Source organism: Lentzea alba, assembly GCF_011067745.1.
Taxonomy (GTDB): domain Bacteria; phylum Actinomycetota; class Actinomycetes; order Mycobacteriales; family Pseudonocardiaceae; genus Lentzea; species Lentzea alba.
The window spans coordinates 63211-79420 of sequence record NZ_JAAMPJ010000006.1; the positions used below are offsets into that span (position 1 = coordinate 63211).

At 68.3% G+C, this 16210-nt stretch carries 14 protein-coding genes; 3 read left to right on the forward strand and 11 right to left on the reverse strand.

Annotation, left to right across the window (positions count from 1 at the left end; all coding sequences use genetic code 11):
• Positions 1–87: 87 nt before the first annotated feature.
• From G7043_RS22330 to G7043_RS22360, 7 genes are all read right to left on the reverse strand, one after another.
• On the reverse strand, positions 88–1650 hold the full coding sequence (locus tag G7043_RS22330; protein ID WP_166048416.1) for an LGFP repeat-containing protein: 1563 nt from the start codon (positions 1648–1650) through the stop codon (positions 88–90).
• A 225-nt stretch (positions 1651–1875) separates the two neighbouring features.
• Positions 1876–2880 (reverse strand): lysylphosphatidylglycerol synthase transmembrane domain-containing protein, encoded by a 1005-nt coding sequence (locus G7043_RS22335; protein WP_166048418.1) that lies wholly within the window; start codon positions 2878–2880, stop codon positions 1876–1878.
• A 43-nt stretch (positions 2881–2923) separates the two neighbouring features.
• Positions 2924–4153 carry an acyl-CoA reductase gene (locus G7043_RS22340; RefSeq protein ID WP_313888021.1) on the reverse strand — a complete coding sequence of 410 codons (1230 nt, stop codon included), beginning with the start codon at positions 4151–4153 and terminating at the stop codon, positions 2924–2926.
• Complete coding sequence (locus G7043_RS22345; RefSeq protein WP_166048421.1) at positions 4150–5217, reverse strand: LuxE/PaaK family acyltransferase; 1068 nt, start codon at positions 5215–5217, stop codon at positions 4150–4152. Before G7043_RS22345 ends, G7043_RS22340 begins: the two co-directional genes overlap by 4 nt.
• On the reverse strand, positions 5214–6599 hold the full coding sequence (locus G7043_RS22350; RefSeq protein ID WP_166048423.1) for an AMP-binding protein: 1386 nt from the start codon (positions 6597–6599) through the stop codon (positions 5214–5216). Before G7043_RS22350 ends, G7043_RS22345 begins: the two co-directional genes overlap by 4 nt.
• The gene (locus G7043_RS22355; protein WP_166048424.1) at positions 6596–7327 is read right to left on the reverse strand and encodes an SDR family NAD(P)-dependent oxidoreductase; all 732 of its coding nucleotides are present in this window, start codon (positions 7325–7327) and stop codon (positions 6596–6598) included. Before G7043_RS22355 ends, G7043_RS22350 begins: the two co-directional genes overlap by 4 nt.
• A complete protein-coding gene (locus tag G7043_RS22360; RefSeq protein WP_166048426.1) occupies positions 7324–7560 on the reverse strand; it encodes an acyl carrier protein in 237 nt (78 codons plus the stop codon). The genes G7043_RS22355 and G7043_RS22360 overlap by 4 nt, the downstream gene beginning before the upstream one ends.
• A gap of 259 nt (positions 7561–7819) precedes the next feature.
• Here G7043_RS22360 and G7043_RS22365 point away from each other — a divergent pair, with 259 nt between their 5' ends.
• The 3 genes from G7043_RS22365 to G7043_RS47685 all read left to right on the forward strand — a co-directional run bounded on the left by G7043_RS22365 (position 7820) and on the right by G7043_RS47685 (position 12096).
• Positions 7820–8917 carry a DegT/DnrJ/EryC1/StrS family aminotransferase gene (locus G7043_RS22365; RefSeq protein ID WP_166048428.1) on the forward strand — a complete coding sequence of 366 codons (1098 nt, stop codon included), beginning with the start codon at positions 7820–7822 and terminating at the stop codon, positions 8915–8917.
• Positions 8914–9891 (forward strand): Gfo/Idh/MocA family protein, encoded by a 978-nt coding sequence (locus G7043_RS22370; RefSeq protein WP_166048430.1) that lies wholly within the window; start codon positions 8914–8916, stop codon positions 9889–9891. Before G7043_RS22365 ends, G7043_RS22370 begins: the two co-directional genes overlap by 4 nt.
• A gap of 168 nt (positions 9892–10059) precedes the next feature.
• Positions 10060–12096, forward strand: coding sequence for a N,N-dimethylformamidase beta subunit family domain-containing protein (locus tag G7043_RS47685; RefSeq protein WP_242642563.1), 2037 nt, complete (start codon positions 10060–10062; stop codon positions 12094–12096).
• On the opposite strand, the gene G7043_RS22380 is transcribed toward G7043_RS47685, so the two are convergent.
• From G7043_RS22380 to G7043_RS22395, 4 genes are all read right to left on the reverse strand, one after another.
• Positions 12093–12731: an acyltransferase gene (locus G7043_RS22380; protein ID WP_166048432.1), complete on the reverse strand. Its 639-nt coding sequence runs from the start codon at positions 12729–12731 to the stop codon at positions 12093–12095. The genes G7043_RS47685 and G7043_RS22380 overlap by 4 nt on opposite strands.
• Positions 12731–13930 (reverse strand): glycosyltransferase family 4 protein, encoded by a 1200-nt coding sequence (locus G7043_RS22385; RefSeq protein WP_166048434.1) that lies wholly within the window; start codon positions 13928–13930, stop codon positions 12731–12733. The genes G7043_RS22380 and G7043_RS22385 overlap by 1 nt, the downstream gene beginning before the upstream one ends.
• Before the next feature lie 72 nt (positions 13931–14002).
• Complete coding sequence (locus G7043_RS22390; protein ID WP_166048436.1) at positions 14003–14944, reverse strand: NAD-dependent epimerase/dehydratase family protein; 942 nt, start codon at positions 14942–14944, stop codon at positions 14003–14005.
• A gap of 32 nt (positions 14945–14976) precedes the next feature.
• Complete coding sequence (locus G7043_RS22395; protein ID WP_166048438.1) at positions 14977–16107, reverse strand: DegT/DnrJ/EryC1/StrS family aminotransferase; 1131 nt, start codon at positions 16105–16107, stop codon at positions 14977–14979.
• Positions 16108–16210: the final 103 nt, after the last annotated feature.

The following is a 16210-nucleotide window of genomic DNA, read 5'->3' on the forward strand; positions in this document are numbered from 1 at the left end:
AAAACCCCCGTGTGAACTGCACGAACATGAGAAGGGGCTGATGTCCGAGTGCGGACACCAGCCCCTTCACCTTTCAGAACTGCAAGATCACTTGCGCGGAGCCGACTTGGCGGCGCCGAGCTTCGTGCCCTCGGTCTTCGCCTGCTCCAGGGTCACCTTCGGCTGCGAGGCGGCCTGGTGCTGCGCCGACGACGAGGTCCAGTAGTCGTAGTAGCACTGGTTCTCGTTGTAGTCGCAGAGCAGGTAACCACCGTCGAAGAGCTGGACGAAGGTGTTCGGCTCCGAGCCGAACTGCACGTCACTGGTGGCCATGCCGAGCTGGCCGGAGTAGCCACCGAGCTGCCACCAGCCGGCGCGGAAGTCCCAGCCGATGGTGATCGTGCTGCGGCCGTTGCCGTCGAAGATCGACGCGTCCTGGAACTCCTGGAAGTTGTACGGGCCGATCTGCCTGATCTCGGTGTTCGGCAGGCCGTAGTAGTAGACGTCGCCGTCAGCGCGAAGCTTCGCCAGGTACTGGTCGCCCACGATCTGCGCACCGGTGCTCGGACCCCACAGGATGACCTTGTTCGGCCCGAACAGGACGTACAGGCCGTTGGGGCCGTTCGTCGCGAACTGGTCGGAGGTCGGGAAGCCGAGGGAACCCGTCACGCCACCGGCGTTGCGGAGGCGGTCACGCAGCGCGCCGCTGAGCCAGTGCGCACCGGTCGCCGGCGAGTGGTAGATCTCGACGGCGTTCTTGAACGTGGCGACGGTGCCGGCGCCAACCGCCGTGACGCCGCTGGTCGGGTAACCGGCGTGACCGCCGGGGCCGCCCTGCTGGTAGTACTTGAGGTCGATGTCACCGGTCAGGCGCTGGGCACCGGTGGCGGCGCTCCAGTAGATGTTGCCGCCGGTGATGCCGACGCTCCAGCCGTTGTTGGCGGCTTCCGCCTGGTCGCGCCACAGCCAACCGGCCGGGCCGTTGGGGCCGTGGTCGGAGTTGTACTGGTCACGCAGCGCGCCGCTGATCCAGTACGGCTGTTCGTCGCCGGCCTTCTTGAAGAAGCTGACGGCCTCGCTGAAGCTCTGGTGGGTGCCACCGGCGGTGTGCATGACCTCGTCGGAGGTCGGCCAGCCGAACCGGCCGGTGATGCTGCCGTTGGCCCAGTACTTGGCCCGGTTGGTTCCGCTGATGGCGAAGGCGCCGTAGGCATCCGAGTAGTAGACCGAGTTGCCGTTGTCGAACGCGGACGCGACACCGAGCTGGGAACCGCGGTTCGTCTGCACCTGGTCCATGATGGCGACGGTCTTCGTGACGCCGTTGGTGTCCAGCCACAGCTGCCACCTCGCGGCCACGGCACCGGAGAACCAGAAGGCGCCGACGCCTTCCTTCCAGGTGATGACGACGTTCTTGGAGAACTTGGCGTAGCGGATGCCGTCCTCCTGGACGACCTCCTCGTGGACCTTGTCGCCGGCGAACGCGGCGCCGCCCAGCGCCACCCACTTCTTGTAGACCGGCGAGTCCTCCCACACACCGGCCTGCGCCCTCATGACCGGAGCCTGCTGCTGCACCACGGGCGCGGCGGAGGCTGCGGTGGACGTGACGATTGGCAAAAGTCCCGCCGTCGCGGCCGCAATGGCAGCGACGAGCGAGACAGCACGACGAGACATGCTGCTGCTCCCCCAGGATCTGATCCGTCTGCCGCCGAACCCGAATACCCCACCAGTGGGTTCGATCAGCAGGAAACGCCGTCAGTCTGCCCGAAGAATGGCGCTCTGGCGAGAAAAATCTGGAGATGCTTGAAACACATCCGGCGGACAGTTCCGTGTGTAACGAAACTGTCCGCCGGATCGATGGAATGATTCTTTGAACGAAAACGATCAGTCTTGAATGAGTTACTGGGCAGCGGCGGCCGCGGCGATCCGCGCCTCCGCCTGACGCTTGCGGTACGTCGCGATACCGGCGGCCGCACCCGCGGTCACGATGTCGGCGATGATGAACATCAGGCGCGAGGCGACCGCGAAGGCCAGGCCCTGCACCGGGTCGATGCCGCTGGCGGCGAGCACCGCGACGATGACGCCTTCACGCACACCCGCACCGGACGGCAGGAAGAACGCGAACAGGCCGGCGGTCAGACTGATCGCCATGGCGCCGATGCACAGCACCAGACCGCTCACGCCGGGTGCGCCGACGGAGTTCGCCAGCAGCCACATGTGGGCGCCGAACGCGATGTAGCCGAGCATGGAGAAGCCGAGGACCTTGCCGATCGTGCCCCAGCGCAGCTGGTGGTCGAGCGGCGGGCGGCGCAGCGTCTTGAGCACCAGCGAGGTGCCCCACGTGAGGATCTTCGGGTGCAGCGCGATGAGGCCGATCGGCAGCAGGGCGAAGAGCCAGACCGCCTGCGGGGTCTCCTTGAAGATGACCGGCAGCGCCATGATGCCGAGCAGCAGCGACGCGACCGTGGCTACGCCGAGCTGGATCAGCGAGCCGGTGAAGATGCGGGCACGCGGGAGGCCCGCCTTGCGGCCCAGCTCCATCTGCAGCAGGTAGGCCCACACCGAGCCGGGCACGTACTTGCCGAGGCCACCGACCAGGCAGATCATGCCGCCGCGGAACACGCCGATCGGCTTGCCCAGGTCGTCGATGATCGTCTGCCACGCGATGGTGTTGAACCCGATGGCCGCCATGACCGCGATCTGGCTGAGCAGGCTCGACTGCCACGCCACCGCGGAGATCGTGTGCCACACGTCGTTCCACTTGGTGATCAACGCGTAGGCGGTGAACCCGATGACCAGGACCACCATGAGCCGGCGACCCCATTGGATGATCTTGCCCTTGGTGGTCTTCGTGCTCTCTGGCGGAACCTCTGCGATGTCCGCATCTGCCTCGACAGTGGTCATCCTGTGGTCTCCGGTGGAGGTTGGTGGTTGAGGCGGCATCGACTCAGACGGTGACCGTCGTGATGCGGCTGAACTCGGACAGCAGATCGTAGCCGTCCCAAACAGCCGCGAAGCTGAGGGCCGACCCGAAGGGGACGACCCGGTCGATGCCACGCCCGGCGAGCGAGCGGGTGAAGGTCATCACCTCGTCGCGGTCGAAACCGAACACGCTGAGCGTCTGGTCCTTGCGCTGCACGATCCGGCCGAACTCGGCCAGGTCGGCGATCGTCGCCTGCGGGAAGGTGCCGACGCCGAGCCACTCGCGCGGCACGTCGGCGGGCGCGACCAGTTCGAGCGTCGCGACCGCGTTGCCCTCGAACCGGATCTCCGTGGCGTGGCCCTCGGCGGCGACCCCGTACGCGGAGACGCGCTTCTGCACGGCCATCGCCGGCTCGACGACGAACTGCTTGCTCGCCACTACCTCGGCGAGCAGCGCGCGGAACTCCTCGCGGGCCGGCCTGGCGCGCTCGGCGTCGCCGACCCAGAAGAGGGTGCGCGGCGACGAGCAAGCGGCCTGGTCGAACCAGTAGGAGTCGTTGTAGAACCCGATGGCCGCGTCCCGGCGCTGCTCGGGCGTCGCGGCCTCCCAGCCGGCGACCGAGACGGCGGCGAACGAAGCGCGGTCCGGGAACGTGAGGTCACGGGCGTGCGGGGCCAGCGCGGACTTGCGCACCTCGGCCACCGACCGGTCGCCACCCCAGATGACCCGCAGGTCGCAGGCCGCGGACAACGCCGACGTGACGGCCTCGTCGCGGCCGTAGGTGATCATGCGCTGGGTCTGCGCGATGGCCGGGTGGGCCTCCGCCAGGGACTCGTTCAGCGCCTCGATGACGGCCTGCGCGGCCCCCTGCGAGCGCGGCGAGATGCGCACGACGTTCGGGTTGCCGGCGAGCGCGGACAACGCCCACGAGTACACGAAGATCGTGTCCACGTTGGCCGGTGGCACGTGGAAGACGACGCCGCGCGGGAACCTCAGCTTGTCGCCGGAGGTCTCCAGAGTGGACAGCGCCTTGGCAATCTCACCCTTGCGCAGGAAGAAGCCCAGCGACGCGAGCTCCGGGTAGCGCCGCGCGGTGGCGGGCGCGAGGAGCTTGCGCGCGAACTTCACCAGGAACTGGACGACGCGTTCGTCGCCGACGGTGAGGTAACCGCCCTCCGGTTCCGCCGTGATCTCGGCGAGCAGGGCGTCGACCTCGACGGCCGGGCCTGCCGGGAAACGCTGCTCAACACTCACGCCGGGCTCCCGCTGAACGTGTCGGAACATCCGCGCGCCTCGGCGCGGGGAAGACGGCCGAGCACCGAGAAGCGCTTGCCGGGCCAGTCGCCGTCGTCGATGCCGTGCACGACACCGAGGTCCTCGGTGAGCAGGACGTGGCCGGGGTACGACCGCGGCACCGTGCTCACCACCTCGATGACGCCCGGCACGCCGACGGGTTGCTCACGCCACGTCTCCGGGTCGCGGATGACGACGTCCGCGAAGTCGGGGCAGTACAGCGAGTTGCCGCTCGGACCCTCGAGGAAGACGGTGCCGAGCTGCTCGACCATGCCGTAGTAGTTGTGGATCCGGGTGAGGCCCGTGTCCTCGGCGAACCGGCGGCGGAACTCCGCGTTGTCGACGGCGCGGTCGATCAGCTTCTTCCAGCCACCGGAGTGGATGAGGATGCCGTTCGACAGGTCGAGCTCGTGCTCACGCGCGACCTCGTAGAGGTACTGCCACACCATGAAGGTGAAGCCGAAGATGAGGAACGGCTCGTTGCCGTGGTTCGCGAGGAACCCCTTGATGGCCTCGACGTCCGGACGGTCGTTCTCGTCCAACGCGTAGACGTGCTTGCGGCCGAAGTTCGCCATGCCGAGCACACCCGCGCCGCGGGCGGAGAACGAGCGGCGGTTCTTGATGATGCCGATGGTGTCGACCATCAGCATCGGCAGGCGCTGGTCGCCGAGCACGGTGCGCAGCGTCTTGCCGAGGTAGCGCGGCTGGTCGGCCGCCGCTTCCTTGTCCAGGTAGATCCGGGACACCTCGGCGCCGGTGGTGCCGGACGAGGTGAGCACCTTGAAGACCTCGTCGTCCGGCACGCTCTTGAGGACGTGGTGCTTGAACATCCGCACCGGCAGCCACGGCAGCTGCTCGACGGAGTCGAACGAGGCGCCGCGGGCGATCCCGAGCGAGCTCAGGATGCGGTCGTACGGCTCGCCGCCGGTGCGGTGGTGCTCGGTCAGCTCGGTGAGCACGGGCAGCAGCGCCGCCTCGCGCTCGGCCTGGCTCAGGCCGAACACGCTCTCGGCAGTGGTGGTCACGCGCGTCCCTCCAGGGAGCGGTAGTCGATCTTGCCGCTGGCCAGCAGCGGAAGTGCGTCGATGTCCCGCACGTCGAATCCGGACACGTGCATGTGCAGCTTCTCGGACAGTGCCTTGGCAGCCGCCTTGCGCGTGTCGGCGGCGCAGTTCTCGACCCAGACGACGACCTTGTCGCCGGCCGGCACCGCGGCCGCCGCACCGATGTCCAACCCGGAACCGCGCAGCATTTGTTCCAGGTCGTCGAGGTTGACCCGGTTGCCGAAGACCTTGCCGATCCGCTTCAACCGGCCGGTGATGAACAGGTAACCGTCCGCGTCCAGACGGCCGAGGTCGCCCGTTTCGAGCAGACCGCCCCGGCTGTCCGGTTCGGCCAGCTCCTCTTCGGACTCCGCGTACCCCATCATCACATTGGGCCCGCGGTACAGCACTTCGCCGACGACGTCCGGAACGGAGGTTTCGGTGCCGTCTTCGAGGCGGATCGAGAACGCGCCACCGGGCAACGCGGGACCGGCGCTGCCGATCTTCTCGGCGAGCTTCTCCGCGGGCACGGTGGCCATCCGCGGCGCCGCCTCGGTCTGGCCGTACATGACGAACATGCGGCCGCCGGCGGCGAGCATCTTGTCGTTGAACTCGACGACCAGGTCCTCGCGCAGCTTGCCGCCTGCCTGCGTGATGGTGCGCAGGCTCGGGTACTTGGCCGGGTCGAACCGCAGCCGCTTGAGCATCTCGTAGTGGTACGGGACGCCGGCCAGCGAGGTGATCTTGTGCTCCTCGACGGCCTGCCAGAACGGGCGGCCCATCACGCCGGTCGGCTCCACCACGACGGTCGCGCCGCGCAGCAGGTGGCTGTTCAGCACGGACATGCCGTAGCTGTAGTGCAGCGGGAGGCTGGTCGGCGCCACCTCGTCCGCGGTGATGCCCAGGACCTCGGCGATCGCCTCGGCGTTGGCCAGCACGGCCTGCCGCGACAGCCGGACGAACTTGGGGTTGCCGGTCGAGCCGCTGGTCGGCAGCAACACGGCCAGGTCGGGGTGCGGCACGACACCGTCGGCGTCCTCGCGGACCCAGTCGGCGGTGTAACCGGCGGGCGGCTCGCCCTCGCCACCGAGCACGGCGGCCGGGCGGAACCGGGCGACCAGGCCCAGCAGCACCTCGCGGTCCTGACCGGCGTCGAGCAGTGCGACGGCCCGGCCGGACTCGAACGCGGCGACGTAGCGCAGCACGCTCGGCACGTCGACGGACGTGCGGGCGAACAGCACACCGGCCGGCAGAGCAGCGAGTTCGGCGGAGATCTTGTCAACGGCAGCGCGCAGCTCGGGTCCGGCGAGCACCTCGCCGGACGTCGCGTCCACGAGGCGTGCGCCGGGGGCCAGCAGGCTCACAGCACGAGCCCCCCGTCGACGCCGAGCACCTGCCCCGTCACGAACGAGGCCTCGTCGCTGACCAGGAACCTGATGACCTTCGCGACCTCGTCGGCGGCACCGAGGCGGCCGAGCGGGGTGTCCTTGCGGACGCGGTCCAGCACCTCTTCGGACTGGCCGGCGGTCAGGTCGGTCTCGATGACGCCGGGCGCGACCGCGTTGACGCGGATGCCGTACCGGCCGAGCTCCTTGGCGGAGGACTTCGCGAGCGACGCGACCGCGGCCTTGGTGGCCGCGTACACGGACTGACCGGCGTTGCCGCGCTCACCGACGATCGAGGCGAGCAGCACGATCGAGCCGGTCTTCTTGCGCATCATCGCGCGCGCGGCCGCCTGGACGGACGCGATCGCACCGGTGACGTTCGTGTCGAACATGCGCGCCACGTGGTCGTCGCCGATCATGCCGATCAGCGCGCCCTCCATGGCGCCGGCGCTCGCGACCAGCGCGTCGATCCGGCCGTGCTCCTTGGCGATCTGCCGGAACACGTCCTTCACCGCGGTGGTGTCCGTCACATCGAGCGCGAGGCCGCTGACCTGGGGACCCAGCTCGGCGGCCCGCTGCTTGGCGATTGCGGAGTCCCGGCCGGTCAGCACGACCGTCGCACCGGCTTCGGCCAGCGCGGCGGCGGTGGCGAGACCGATGCCCCTGGTACCACCGGTGACGACTGCGACCTTGCCGGAGAGAGTCACTCCGCGCCCAGGTCCTTGAGCATGTCGAGCGAGACCTTGAAGCTGCTCATGTCGATGACCTGCTCGGTCTCGAACTGCACGTCGAACTCGTCCTCGATGGCCGCGACCAGCGCCATGTGGCCGACCGAGTCCCACTCGTCGATGTCGCGGTACTTCAGGTTCTCGACGTCGACGTCCTCACCGAGCGCGAGCGCCTCGACGAACGTGTTCCGCAGCCGCTGCTGCAAGTCCATGCTGTGCTCTCCCGTGTTATGGCCTGCGTGACGTGCGGCCGCCCGGACTACGAGGGTAACTGGTCGTGGAGGGCCGTCTTGCCGTGGTACGGGGTGAGGCTGGTTACGGGCTCGTACCCCGGCCGTTTCGTCTCTCGTAACACAGGTAGCCTGCGACGGTGTTCGCGGCGCTGACGTGCCCGGCAGCCCATGACAATCCGCATTCGCGCAGGCCGGACCGGTCGGAGCGGGAGCGGTCTCCCGAGGGAAGTACGGAGTAATGATCCCAATCACCGTTGTCGACGTGAGCGACGCGGAGCCCTATGTGCTCGAGGTGCTTCGCTCGGGCGTCATCGCTCAGGGTCCGATGGTCAAGCGCTTCGAGGACACCTTCGCCGAGATCGCGGGTGTCGACCACGCCATTGCCGTCAACAACGGCACGACGGCTCTCGTCGCGGCGATCCAGGCGCTGGACCTGCAGCCCGGCGACGAGGTCGTGACCTCGCCGTTCACCTTCATCGCCACGCTGAACGCGATCCTCGAGGCCGGCGCCACGGCCCGGTTCGCGGACATCCGCGAGGACGACTTCTGCGTCGACCCCGAGGCGATGGCGGCCGCGATCACGCCGCGGACCAAGGTCCTCATGCCGGTCCACCTGTACGGCCAGACCGCCGACATGGGCAAGATCGCCCCGCTGGCCGAGGAGCACGGTCTCGCGCTCGTCGAGGACAGCGCGCAGGCGCACGGCGCGAAGTTCGACGGGAAGGGCGCCGGCAGCTTCGGCCTCGGCTGCTTCTCCTTCTACGCGACCAAGAACATCACGACCGGCGAGGGTGGCATCATCACCACCAACGACGCCGAGATCGCCGACAAGCTCCGGGTCATGCGCAACCAGGGCATGCGCGCCCGCTACGAGTACGTGATGGCCGGTCACAACTACCGCCTCACCGACCTCGCGGCCGCCGTCGCCATCCCGCAGCTCGCGAAGATCGACGAGATCACCGCGAAGCGCAAGGCGAACGCCGCCAAGCTCAACGAGGGCCTCGCCGGCATCACCGGCCTGCGCACGCCGTCCGAGCTGCCCGGCCGCTCGCACGTGTGGCACCAGTACACGGTCCTGATCGGCGACGACGCCGCGCTGACCCGTGACGAGTTCGCCGCCAAGCTCACCGAGCGCGGCATCGGCAACGGCATCTACTACCCGAAGCTCGTCACGGACTACGACGCGTACCGCGGCCACGCGCAGGTCGTCATGTCGGAGACCCCGGTGGCGGCGAAGATCGCGCAGCAGTGCCTGTCGATCCCCGTGCACGCCCACCTGACCGACGACCAGCTCGACACCGTCATCGGCACCATCCGGGAGGTGCTGGGCGCATGACCGCGAACCCCCGCATCCTGCTCGTCGGCACCGGCACGATGGGCTCGCTGCACGCCCGCGTGCTCGCCGGTTCCGACCGCTGCGATCTGGTCCGCGTGGCCGAGCCCCGCGAAGACGCCGGCCGCATGATCGCCGAGCGCTACGACGCGCAGTGGAGCCCCGAGATCGGCGACCTGTCCGACGTGGACGCCGTCGTCATCGCCGCCGCGACCGAGTACCACCACGGTCTCGCGGTCGAGGTCCTGAACCAGGACAAGCCGCTGCTCATCGAGAAGCCGGTCTGTCCCGGCATCGAGGCCTCCGAGGAGGTCGTGGCGCTGTCCGCCCAGCGCGGTGTGCCGCTGATGTGCGGTCTGCTGGAGCGCTACAACCCGGCCGTCCTCACGGCGTTGTCGCTGGTCGACAACCCGGTGCACGTCACGGCGACCCGCCACTCCCCGTACGCGCCGCGCATCCGCACGGGCGTCTCGTGGGACCTGCTGGTGCACGACGTCGACCTGGCGATCCGCGTGTTCGGCGGCCAGGACCCGACGGACGTGCAGGGCACGTTCGGCTACTTCCACCCGACCTCGGTCCAGGGTGCGGAGGACGTGGCGGAGACCGTGCTCGGCTTCGCCAACGGCGGCCTCGCCACCGTGTCCGCGAGCCGCATCGGCCAGCGCAAGGTCCGGTCGCTGACGATCACCGAGGTCGACCGCCTGATCGAGGCCGACCTGCTGCGCCGCGACGTGACGATCTACCGCCACGTCTCGAACGACGCCGCCACGCCGGACGGCCGCGGCTACCGCCAGCAGACGATCATCGAGATCCCCGAGCTGATCTCGGCCCGCGAACCGCTGGCCGCGCAGCTCGACCACTTCCTCGACATCGTCGCGGGCAAGGCCGACGCGGACGCCGAGCGTTCCGCGATCCTGCCGTCGCACCGCGTTGTGGCGAAGGTGTTCGACCAGCGGACGCAGGTGGCCAGCGTCTGATAGCACTAATTGATGGCCGGAACGCGCTTATACAGCGCGTTCCGGCCATTTTAGTTTCAGTTCAGATACGTTTGCGTCACGACGCGAAAATCCGGCAAACGCCGAGCCCCTCACCGACGACTCGCCAGTACCAGGCCACAAGCCTGGGCTGACTCAGAGGGGGGACACATGGCGTACGACCAGCACCAACGGTTCGTGCAATTCGTTCCTGGGGGGAATGGTGTCATCTACGGCATTCAGGCAGACGGTCTGCTGCTGCGTTACGAGCACGCGGGCTGGCTGACCGGAACGCCGACGTGGGCCAACGGCGCGGGGGCGCAGATCGGCAACGGCTTCCAGCAGTTCCGCACCGTTTTCGCCGCGGCGGACGGTCAGATCTTCGGCGTCACCGCGAGTGGTGACCTCCGCTGGTACAAGCACCTCGGCGGCGGAGCCTGGCACGTGAACAGCGGCTCGACCATCCGCACCGGTCTGCAGGTCTACCCGCGGATCTTCGGTGGCTGGAACGGCGTCTTCTACGCCGTCGACACCAACGGCAAGCTGCGGTGGTTCAAGTACCTGGCCGGCGACGGCACGAACTCGTGGCACACCAACAGCGGCAACATCATCAGCAACAACAGCTGGAAGCCGTTCTACGAGCTGTGGGCCGACCCGAACGGCGTCATCTACGGCATCCACACGGGCAGCAACCTGCTGAGCTGGTGGCGCTACACGTCCGGCGACGGCACGAACGGCACGTGGGTGAACGGCGGCGACGCCTACACGATCGGCAGCGGCTGGTCCGACGACACCCAGAAGACGTGGCTCTCCAACGGCTCCGGCACCCACTACGTCGTGTGGCTGGACGGCTCCACGACACCGGGGTTCGACGACAAGCTGATGTGGTTCCGGCTGCTGAACTCCGAGACGATCAGCGGCCACTGGACCGGCCTGTGGGTCAACGGCGGCGCACCGCGGCAGGTCGGCTCCGGGTTCACCACCGAGAAGACCGCGGCGCTGCAGGGCTACGCCACCGACACCAGTCCGCGCCCGACCTACCCGCAGGGCTTCGCGGTGTCGAGCAGCTTCACGACGGTCGAGGCCACGATCGAACGCCTCGCCGTGCCGGGCCAGACGTCCGGCACCGTCGTGTGGGGCCCGCAGTCGGTGGCCGGCACCCTGCAGTACGTGCCGGGTGACTACCGGTCGGGCGGTTGCGACTGGGCCACCACGTTCTCGCTGACCATCCCGGCGACCTGGAAGTCCGGCGCGTACGTGTGCCGGTTGCGCGGCCTGCTGAACGGAACACCGCACCTGCGCTACGAGATCCCGTTCGCCGTGAAGCCCCCGGCACCGACGGCGAAGCTCGCGGTGCTCCTGCCGACGAACACCTACAACGCGTACAACACCTGGGGCGGTCACAACAACTACACGTCCGTCGGCCAGGGCGGTGTGCAGCGCGTCTGCACGTCGTACCGTCCGAACAACGCCGTGTGGACCGACGACCGTGCGATCCTGAGCCACACCTACTACACGGACCTGCTGTTGCTGCGGTGGATGGTGCAGAACAACATCGAGTTCGACCTCTACCAGGACGGTGACCTGAACGCCGATGGCACGTGGCTCGGTCAGTACAAGGGCCTCGTCCTCGGCAGCCACTCCGAGTACTGGTCGCAGCTCATGAAGGACCGGGTCAACACCTACCTGTCCAACGGCGGCCGGGTCGTGAACACCGGCGGCAACACCCTGTTCGCCCGCATCTCGTGGAACGCGGGCGGCGACGCCGTCGTCTTCCGCGCCGCCAACGGCTCGCAGACCGACAACTGGTACGCCAACCTCGGCCAGCCCACGCGCGACGTGCTCGGCGCCGACTGGGACGACTCGGAGTTCCTGACCTGGGGCGCTTACGAGACCCTGCTGCCCGCGCACCCGTTCCTCGCGGGCACCGGCCTCACGTCGGGCGCCGCGTTCGGCGCCGTGTCGTACAACATCTCCGGCAGCGGCTGGGAGACCGACCGCTGCCCGACTCCGCCGAAGTCGGGCACGGAGATCATCGCCGTGGGGAACAACAGCGGCGGCCCCAACGGCGGTCACATGTACAAGTGGACGCGGTCCGGTGGTGGCTGGGTGTTCAGCACCGGCTCGATCTCGTTCAACGGGACGCTCGCCGTGGACACGGTGGCGTCGAAGATCCTGCTGAACGTGATGACCGCGGCAGCGGCTTAGGCTTCTTCCTCGGCCTTCGCGAACTCGCCCGCTGGCGCGCCCCAGAGGACTTCCTCACCGCGCGCCTCGGCGAGCTCGCGACGGCGCTTGTTCTCCGCGCGCACCCGCTCGATCTCGGCGTCGATGTACTCCTGCTCGTACTTCTGGAACACGCGGGCCGGGTTGCCGGCGACGAGCGAGCGCGCGGGCACGTCCTTGGCCACCACGGACAACGGCTGCACGGTGGCGAAGTCGCCGATGGTCACGCCCGGCATGATCACGCTGTTGCCGCCGATGAAGCAGCCCTTGCCGATGCGGACCGGCTTGCGCTCGATCAGGTCGCTGCCGGAGTGGTTCTCCAGCGCCATGTTCGCGAGCCAGCTGGAGTGCGTGAAGATCAGGCAGTTCAGCCCGATGCTGGTGTGCTCGCCGATCTCCATGCCGCCGCTCGCGTCGAGCACGGCGCCCTCGCCGATCCAGCAGTGGTCGCCCATCTTCAGCTGGTCGGGGCTGATCACCTTGGCGCGCTCGCGGATGCGCGTGGTGGCGGGGAGACCGTAGAGCGCGGCGCGCTCCGAGTCGTTCATGTACTGCCCGACGAGGTCGGTGAGGATGTGCTTGCGGAGGCGGTTGCTCCGCTCGTCGTCGAAGAACATCAGCGCGTACCTGCCGGGGTCGGAGCGGTCATCAGGTCGAACACGGCGAGGTGCTTGTCCGTCACCACGTCGAGCGTGAAGTCGCCGAGCACCACGTCCCGCTGCCTGGCGGCGATCCGTTCCCGTTCGTCCGGGTCGTCGAGCAACCGGTTCAGCATCGCGGCCAGCCCGGCCGGATCGTCGGGCCGGACCAGCAGCGCGTTGTCCCAGTTGCGCAGCTCGACCCAGGGGAAGTTCGTCTCGCGCACGGCGCAGACGGTGGCCTTGCCCGCCGCCATCGCCTCCAGACTCGCAGTGCCACACCCTATGCCCTGCAGATCGTGCGCAACCACATCGGCCTCCGCCAGGTAGGACGGCACCTCGCCCTTCGCCACCGGCCCGGTGGCCACGAAGACGTCGCGCACGCCCAGTTGCTGAGCGAGTTGGAGAAACCTGTCGTAGTAGATGCGGCCGACCACGAGCACCTTGACCTTGGGGTGCTTCTCCAGCACCGCGGGCATGGCCCTGACCAGCGCCAACCGGTTGCGCAGCGGGATGACGTGACCGAGCGAGACGATCAACGGCGCCGCGCACAAACCGTAGCGGTCGCGCACGTCGAACGTCGGCAGCGCGGTGATCTCGCGGGGATCGACGGCCACCGGGATGTGGTCGAACTCTCCCTGGGTGGCGCCGTAGCGTTGCGCACAGTACTTCTCCGCCATCTCGTCCATGATCACGAACCGCGGCCGGTACAGCCGCAGGATCGGGCGCACGAGGAAGCGGTCGAGCAGGCGGAACAGGATCGCGTACAGCCGCAGCGTGCTTTCCAGTCGCGTGTGGACGGACAGCAACGCGGGAACCTTGCGCCGGCGGGAGTACCAGCCGGTGAGCCAGCTCAGGTCGAGGAACTGGCCGTGCTGGTGGATGACGTCCGGCTGGAACTCGTCCAGCAGCCGGAACACCCGGCGGACGTTCGAGGGCCGGGACGCGAAGGTGATGTCGAAGTCGATCGACAGGCCGAGCTTGGGCATCTTGAACGCGGGCAACCGGTGCACGCGATACCCGTTGACCTGCTCTTCGGCCGGAGCGTCGCGATAGGCCGCGGTCAGCACGATCACCTCGTGCCCGCGTTCGACGAACTTCTCGGCCAAGGCTTCCGCGAGGTGCGCACTCCCTCCCACCCGTGGCGGGAAGAAGTTGTTCACGACAGCGATGCGCACCTGGCAGCTCCTATCCGCTTTCACGTGGACGCGGCCGGGTTGCCGCGTCCACGCTAGTTCGGCAGCCGAGCGTCAGCTGGAAGCGCTGAGCTTGACCAGCTCGGTCATCCCGTCCTCGACGGTGATGGTCGGCTCCCAGCCGAGCACCTCCTTGGCGCGGGTGATGTCCGCGGCACGACGGGAGACGAGGACGTCGCGCGGGTTGAACTGCGGCTCGACGTCGACGCCGACCGCGTTGATCAGGATCTTGGCCAGCTCGGCGACCGAGGTGTCGATACCCGTTCCGATGTTGACCGGAACATTGTCCTTCTCCGACTCGAGCGCCGCGACGACAGAACGAGCGATGTCGGTGACGTGGATGAAGTCCATCGACTGCTCGCCCTTGCCGTCGATGACCGGCGGCAGGCCCTGGCGGAGGCGGTTGACGAAGTGGTTGATCACCGAGGTGTAGTACGCGGTGGTCTTCTGGCCGGGGCCGTAGACGTTGAAGAAGCGCAGGCCGACCCAGGACAGGCCCTTGGTCCGCTCGTAGAAGCCGAGCAGGTCCTCACCGGAGCGCTTGGCGATGCAGTACGGGGTGAGCGGCGAGAGCTCGTCGTCCTCGTGCATCGGCAGCTTCTTCGGGTCGCCGTACACCGAGGCGGACGACGCGAACACGAGCCGGCGCACACCCTGGTCCGCGGCGGCCGCGAACACGTTGTGGTTGCCGACCATGTTGATGTCGACGCTCTCGTACGGGTCCGCGACGCTCTTGTTGATGGAGACGGCGGCGAGGTGGATGACGCTCTCGCAGCCCTTCATCGCGTTCTGCACCGCACCGCCGTAGCGGACGTCCTGGTCGATGAGCTCGACGTTGCCCGTCGCCACCAGCTGGCCGACCGCCTCGCGGTCACCGCGGAACATGTTGTCGAAGATGCGAACCTTGTAGTCACGCTCGAGCAGCATCGGGATGACGTGCATACCGATGAAGCCCGCGCCACCCGTGACGAAAACGGTGCGCTGGGACGAGGACATGCGGAAACTCCTGTGCGTTTGCTCGGGGTGGTTTAGCGGACGGTGCTGAGCACTTCGCGGAGCGTCTTGGCGACTCGCTCCACCTCGTCGTCGGTCAGGTTGGCGTGCATCGGGATCGCCAGGTGACGACGGAACAGATCGGCCGAGACCGGGCACGGCGTCGACTGGCCGTACACGGGCTGGACGTGCGAGGCGTACGTGCCGAAGTTGCACTGCACGCCGTTCTCCCGCAGGCCCTTCGCCACGGCGCCGCGGTCGATGTCCGCGTCGAGCGTGATGACGTAGGACTGCCACGGGTGGACCCGGTCCTCGAGCGCGACCGGCAGGGTCACGCCCTCCAGGTCACCGAGCAGCGCCTCGTAGGACTTGGCCACGTGGGCGCGGTTCGCGAGCAGCGTGGGCAGGCGGTCGAGCTGGGCGAGCATGATGCCGGCCATCACGTCCGACATGCGGTAGTTGTAGCCCGCCACGTCGAACGACGGCACCGGCAGGTCGCTCGAACCCTCGCGGTTGAGCGCGGGCTCGATGCCGTAGGTGTGCATCTTGCGGGCCTTGGCGGCCCACTCGGCGTTGTTCGTGGTGAAGGCACCGCCCTCACCGGCCGTGATGCCCTTGCGGCCGTGGAAGCTGAAGGTCGCGGCGTCGGCGAGGCTGCCGGCCGGGCGGCCCTTGTAGCTCGCACCGGCGGAGCAGGCGCCGTCCTCGATCAGGAACAGGCCGTGCTTGTCCGCGATCGCGCGCAGCTCGTCGTAGTCGGCCGGCTGGCCGAAGACGTCGACGGCGAGGATGCCGACGGTGCGCGGGGTGATGGCGGCCTCGACCGCGGCCGGGTCGACGCTCCAGATGTCCGGGCGGACGTCCGCGAAGACGGGCTTGGCACCGGTCCACATGACCGAGTGCCCCGTGGCCGGGAAGGTGTAGTCGCCGACGATGACCTCGTCACCCGGCTTGGCCCCCGCGACTTCGAGCGACAGGTGCAGCGACGCCCCGCAGTTGTTGGTCGCCAGCACGTGGTCGACACCGGCGACCTCGCTGAAGCGCTCCTCGAACTTCTTGCAGGTCGGACCGGCACCGGAGAGCCAACCGGACTCGAAGACTCGGGCGACCGCCGCGAGCTCTTCCTCGCCCACCGTCGGCTGACCCAAAGCAATGCTGTCGGACATACCTCTCCCTGGCTGGATGGGCCCGAGTGTATAGGTGCTGGAGAGGATCATTCCTCCGTGGGCCGTACTGTTCTCCTAACACGAACGGACCCGGAAGACGAGG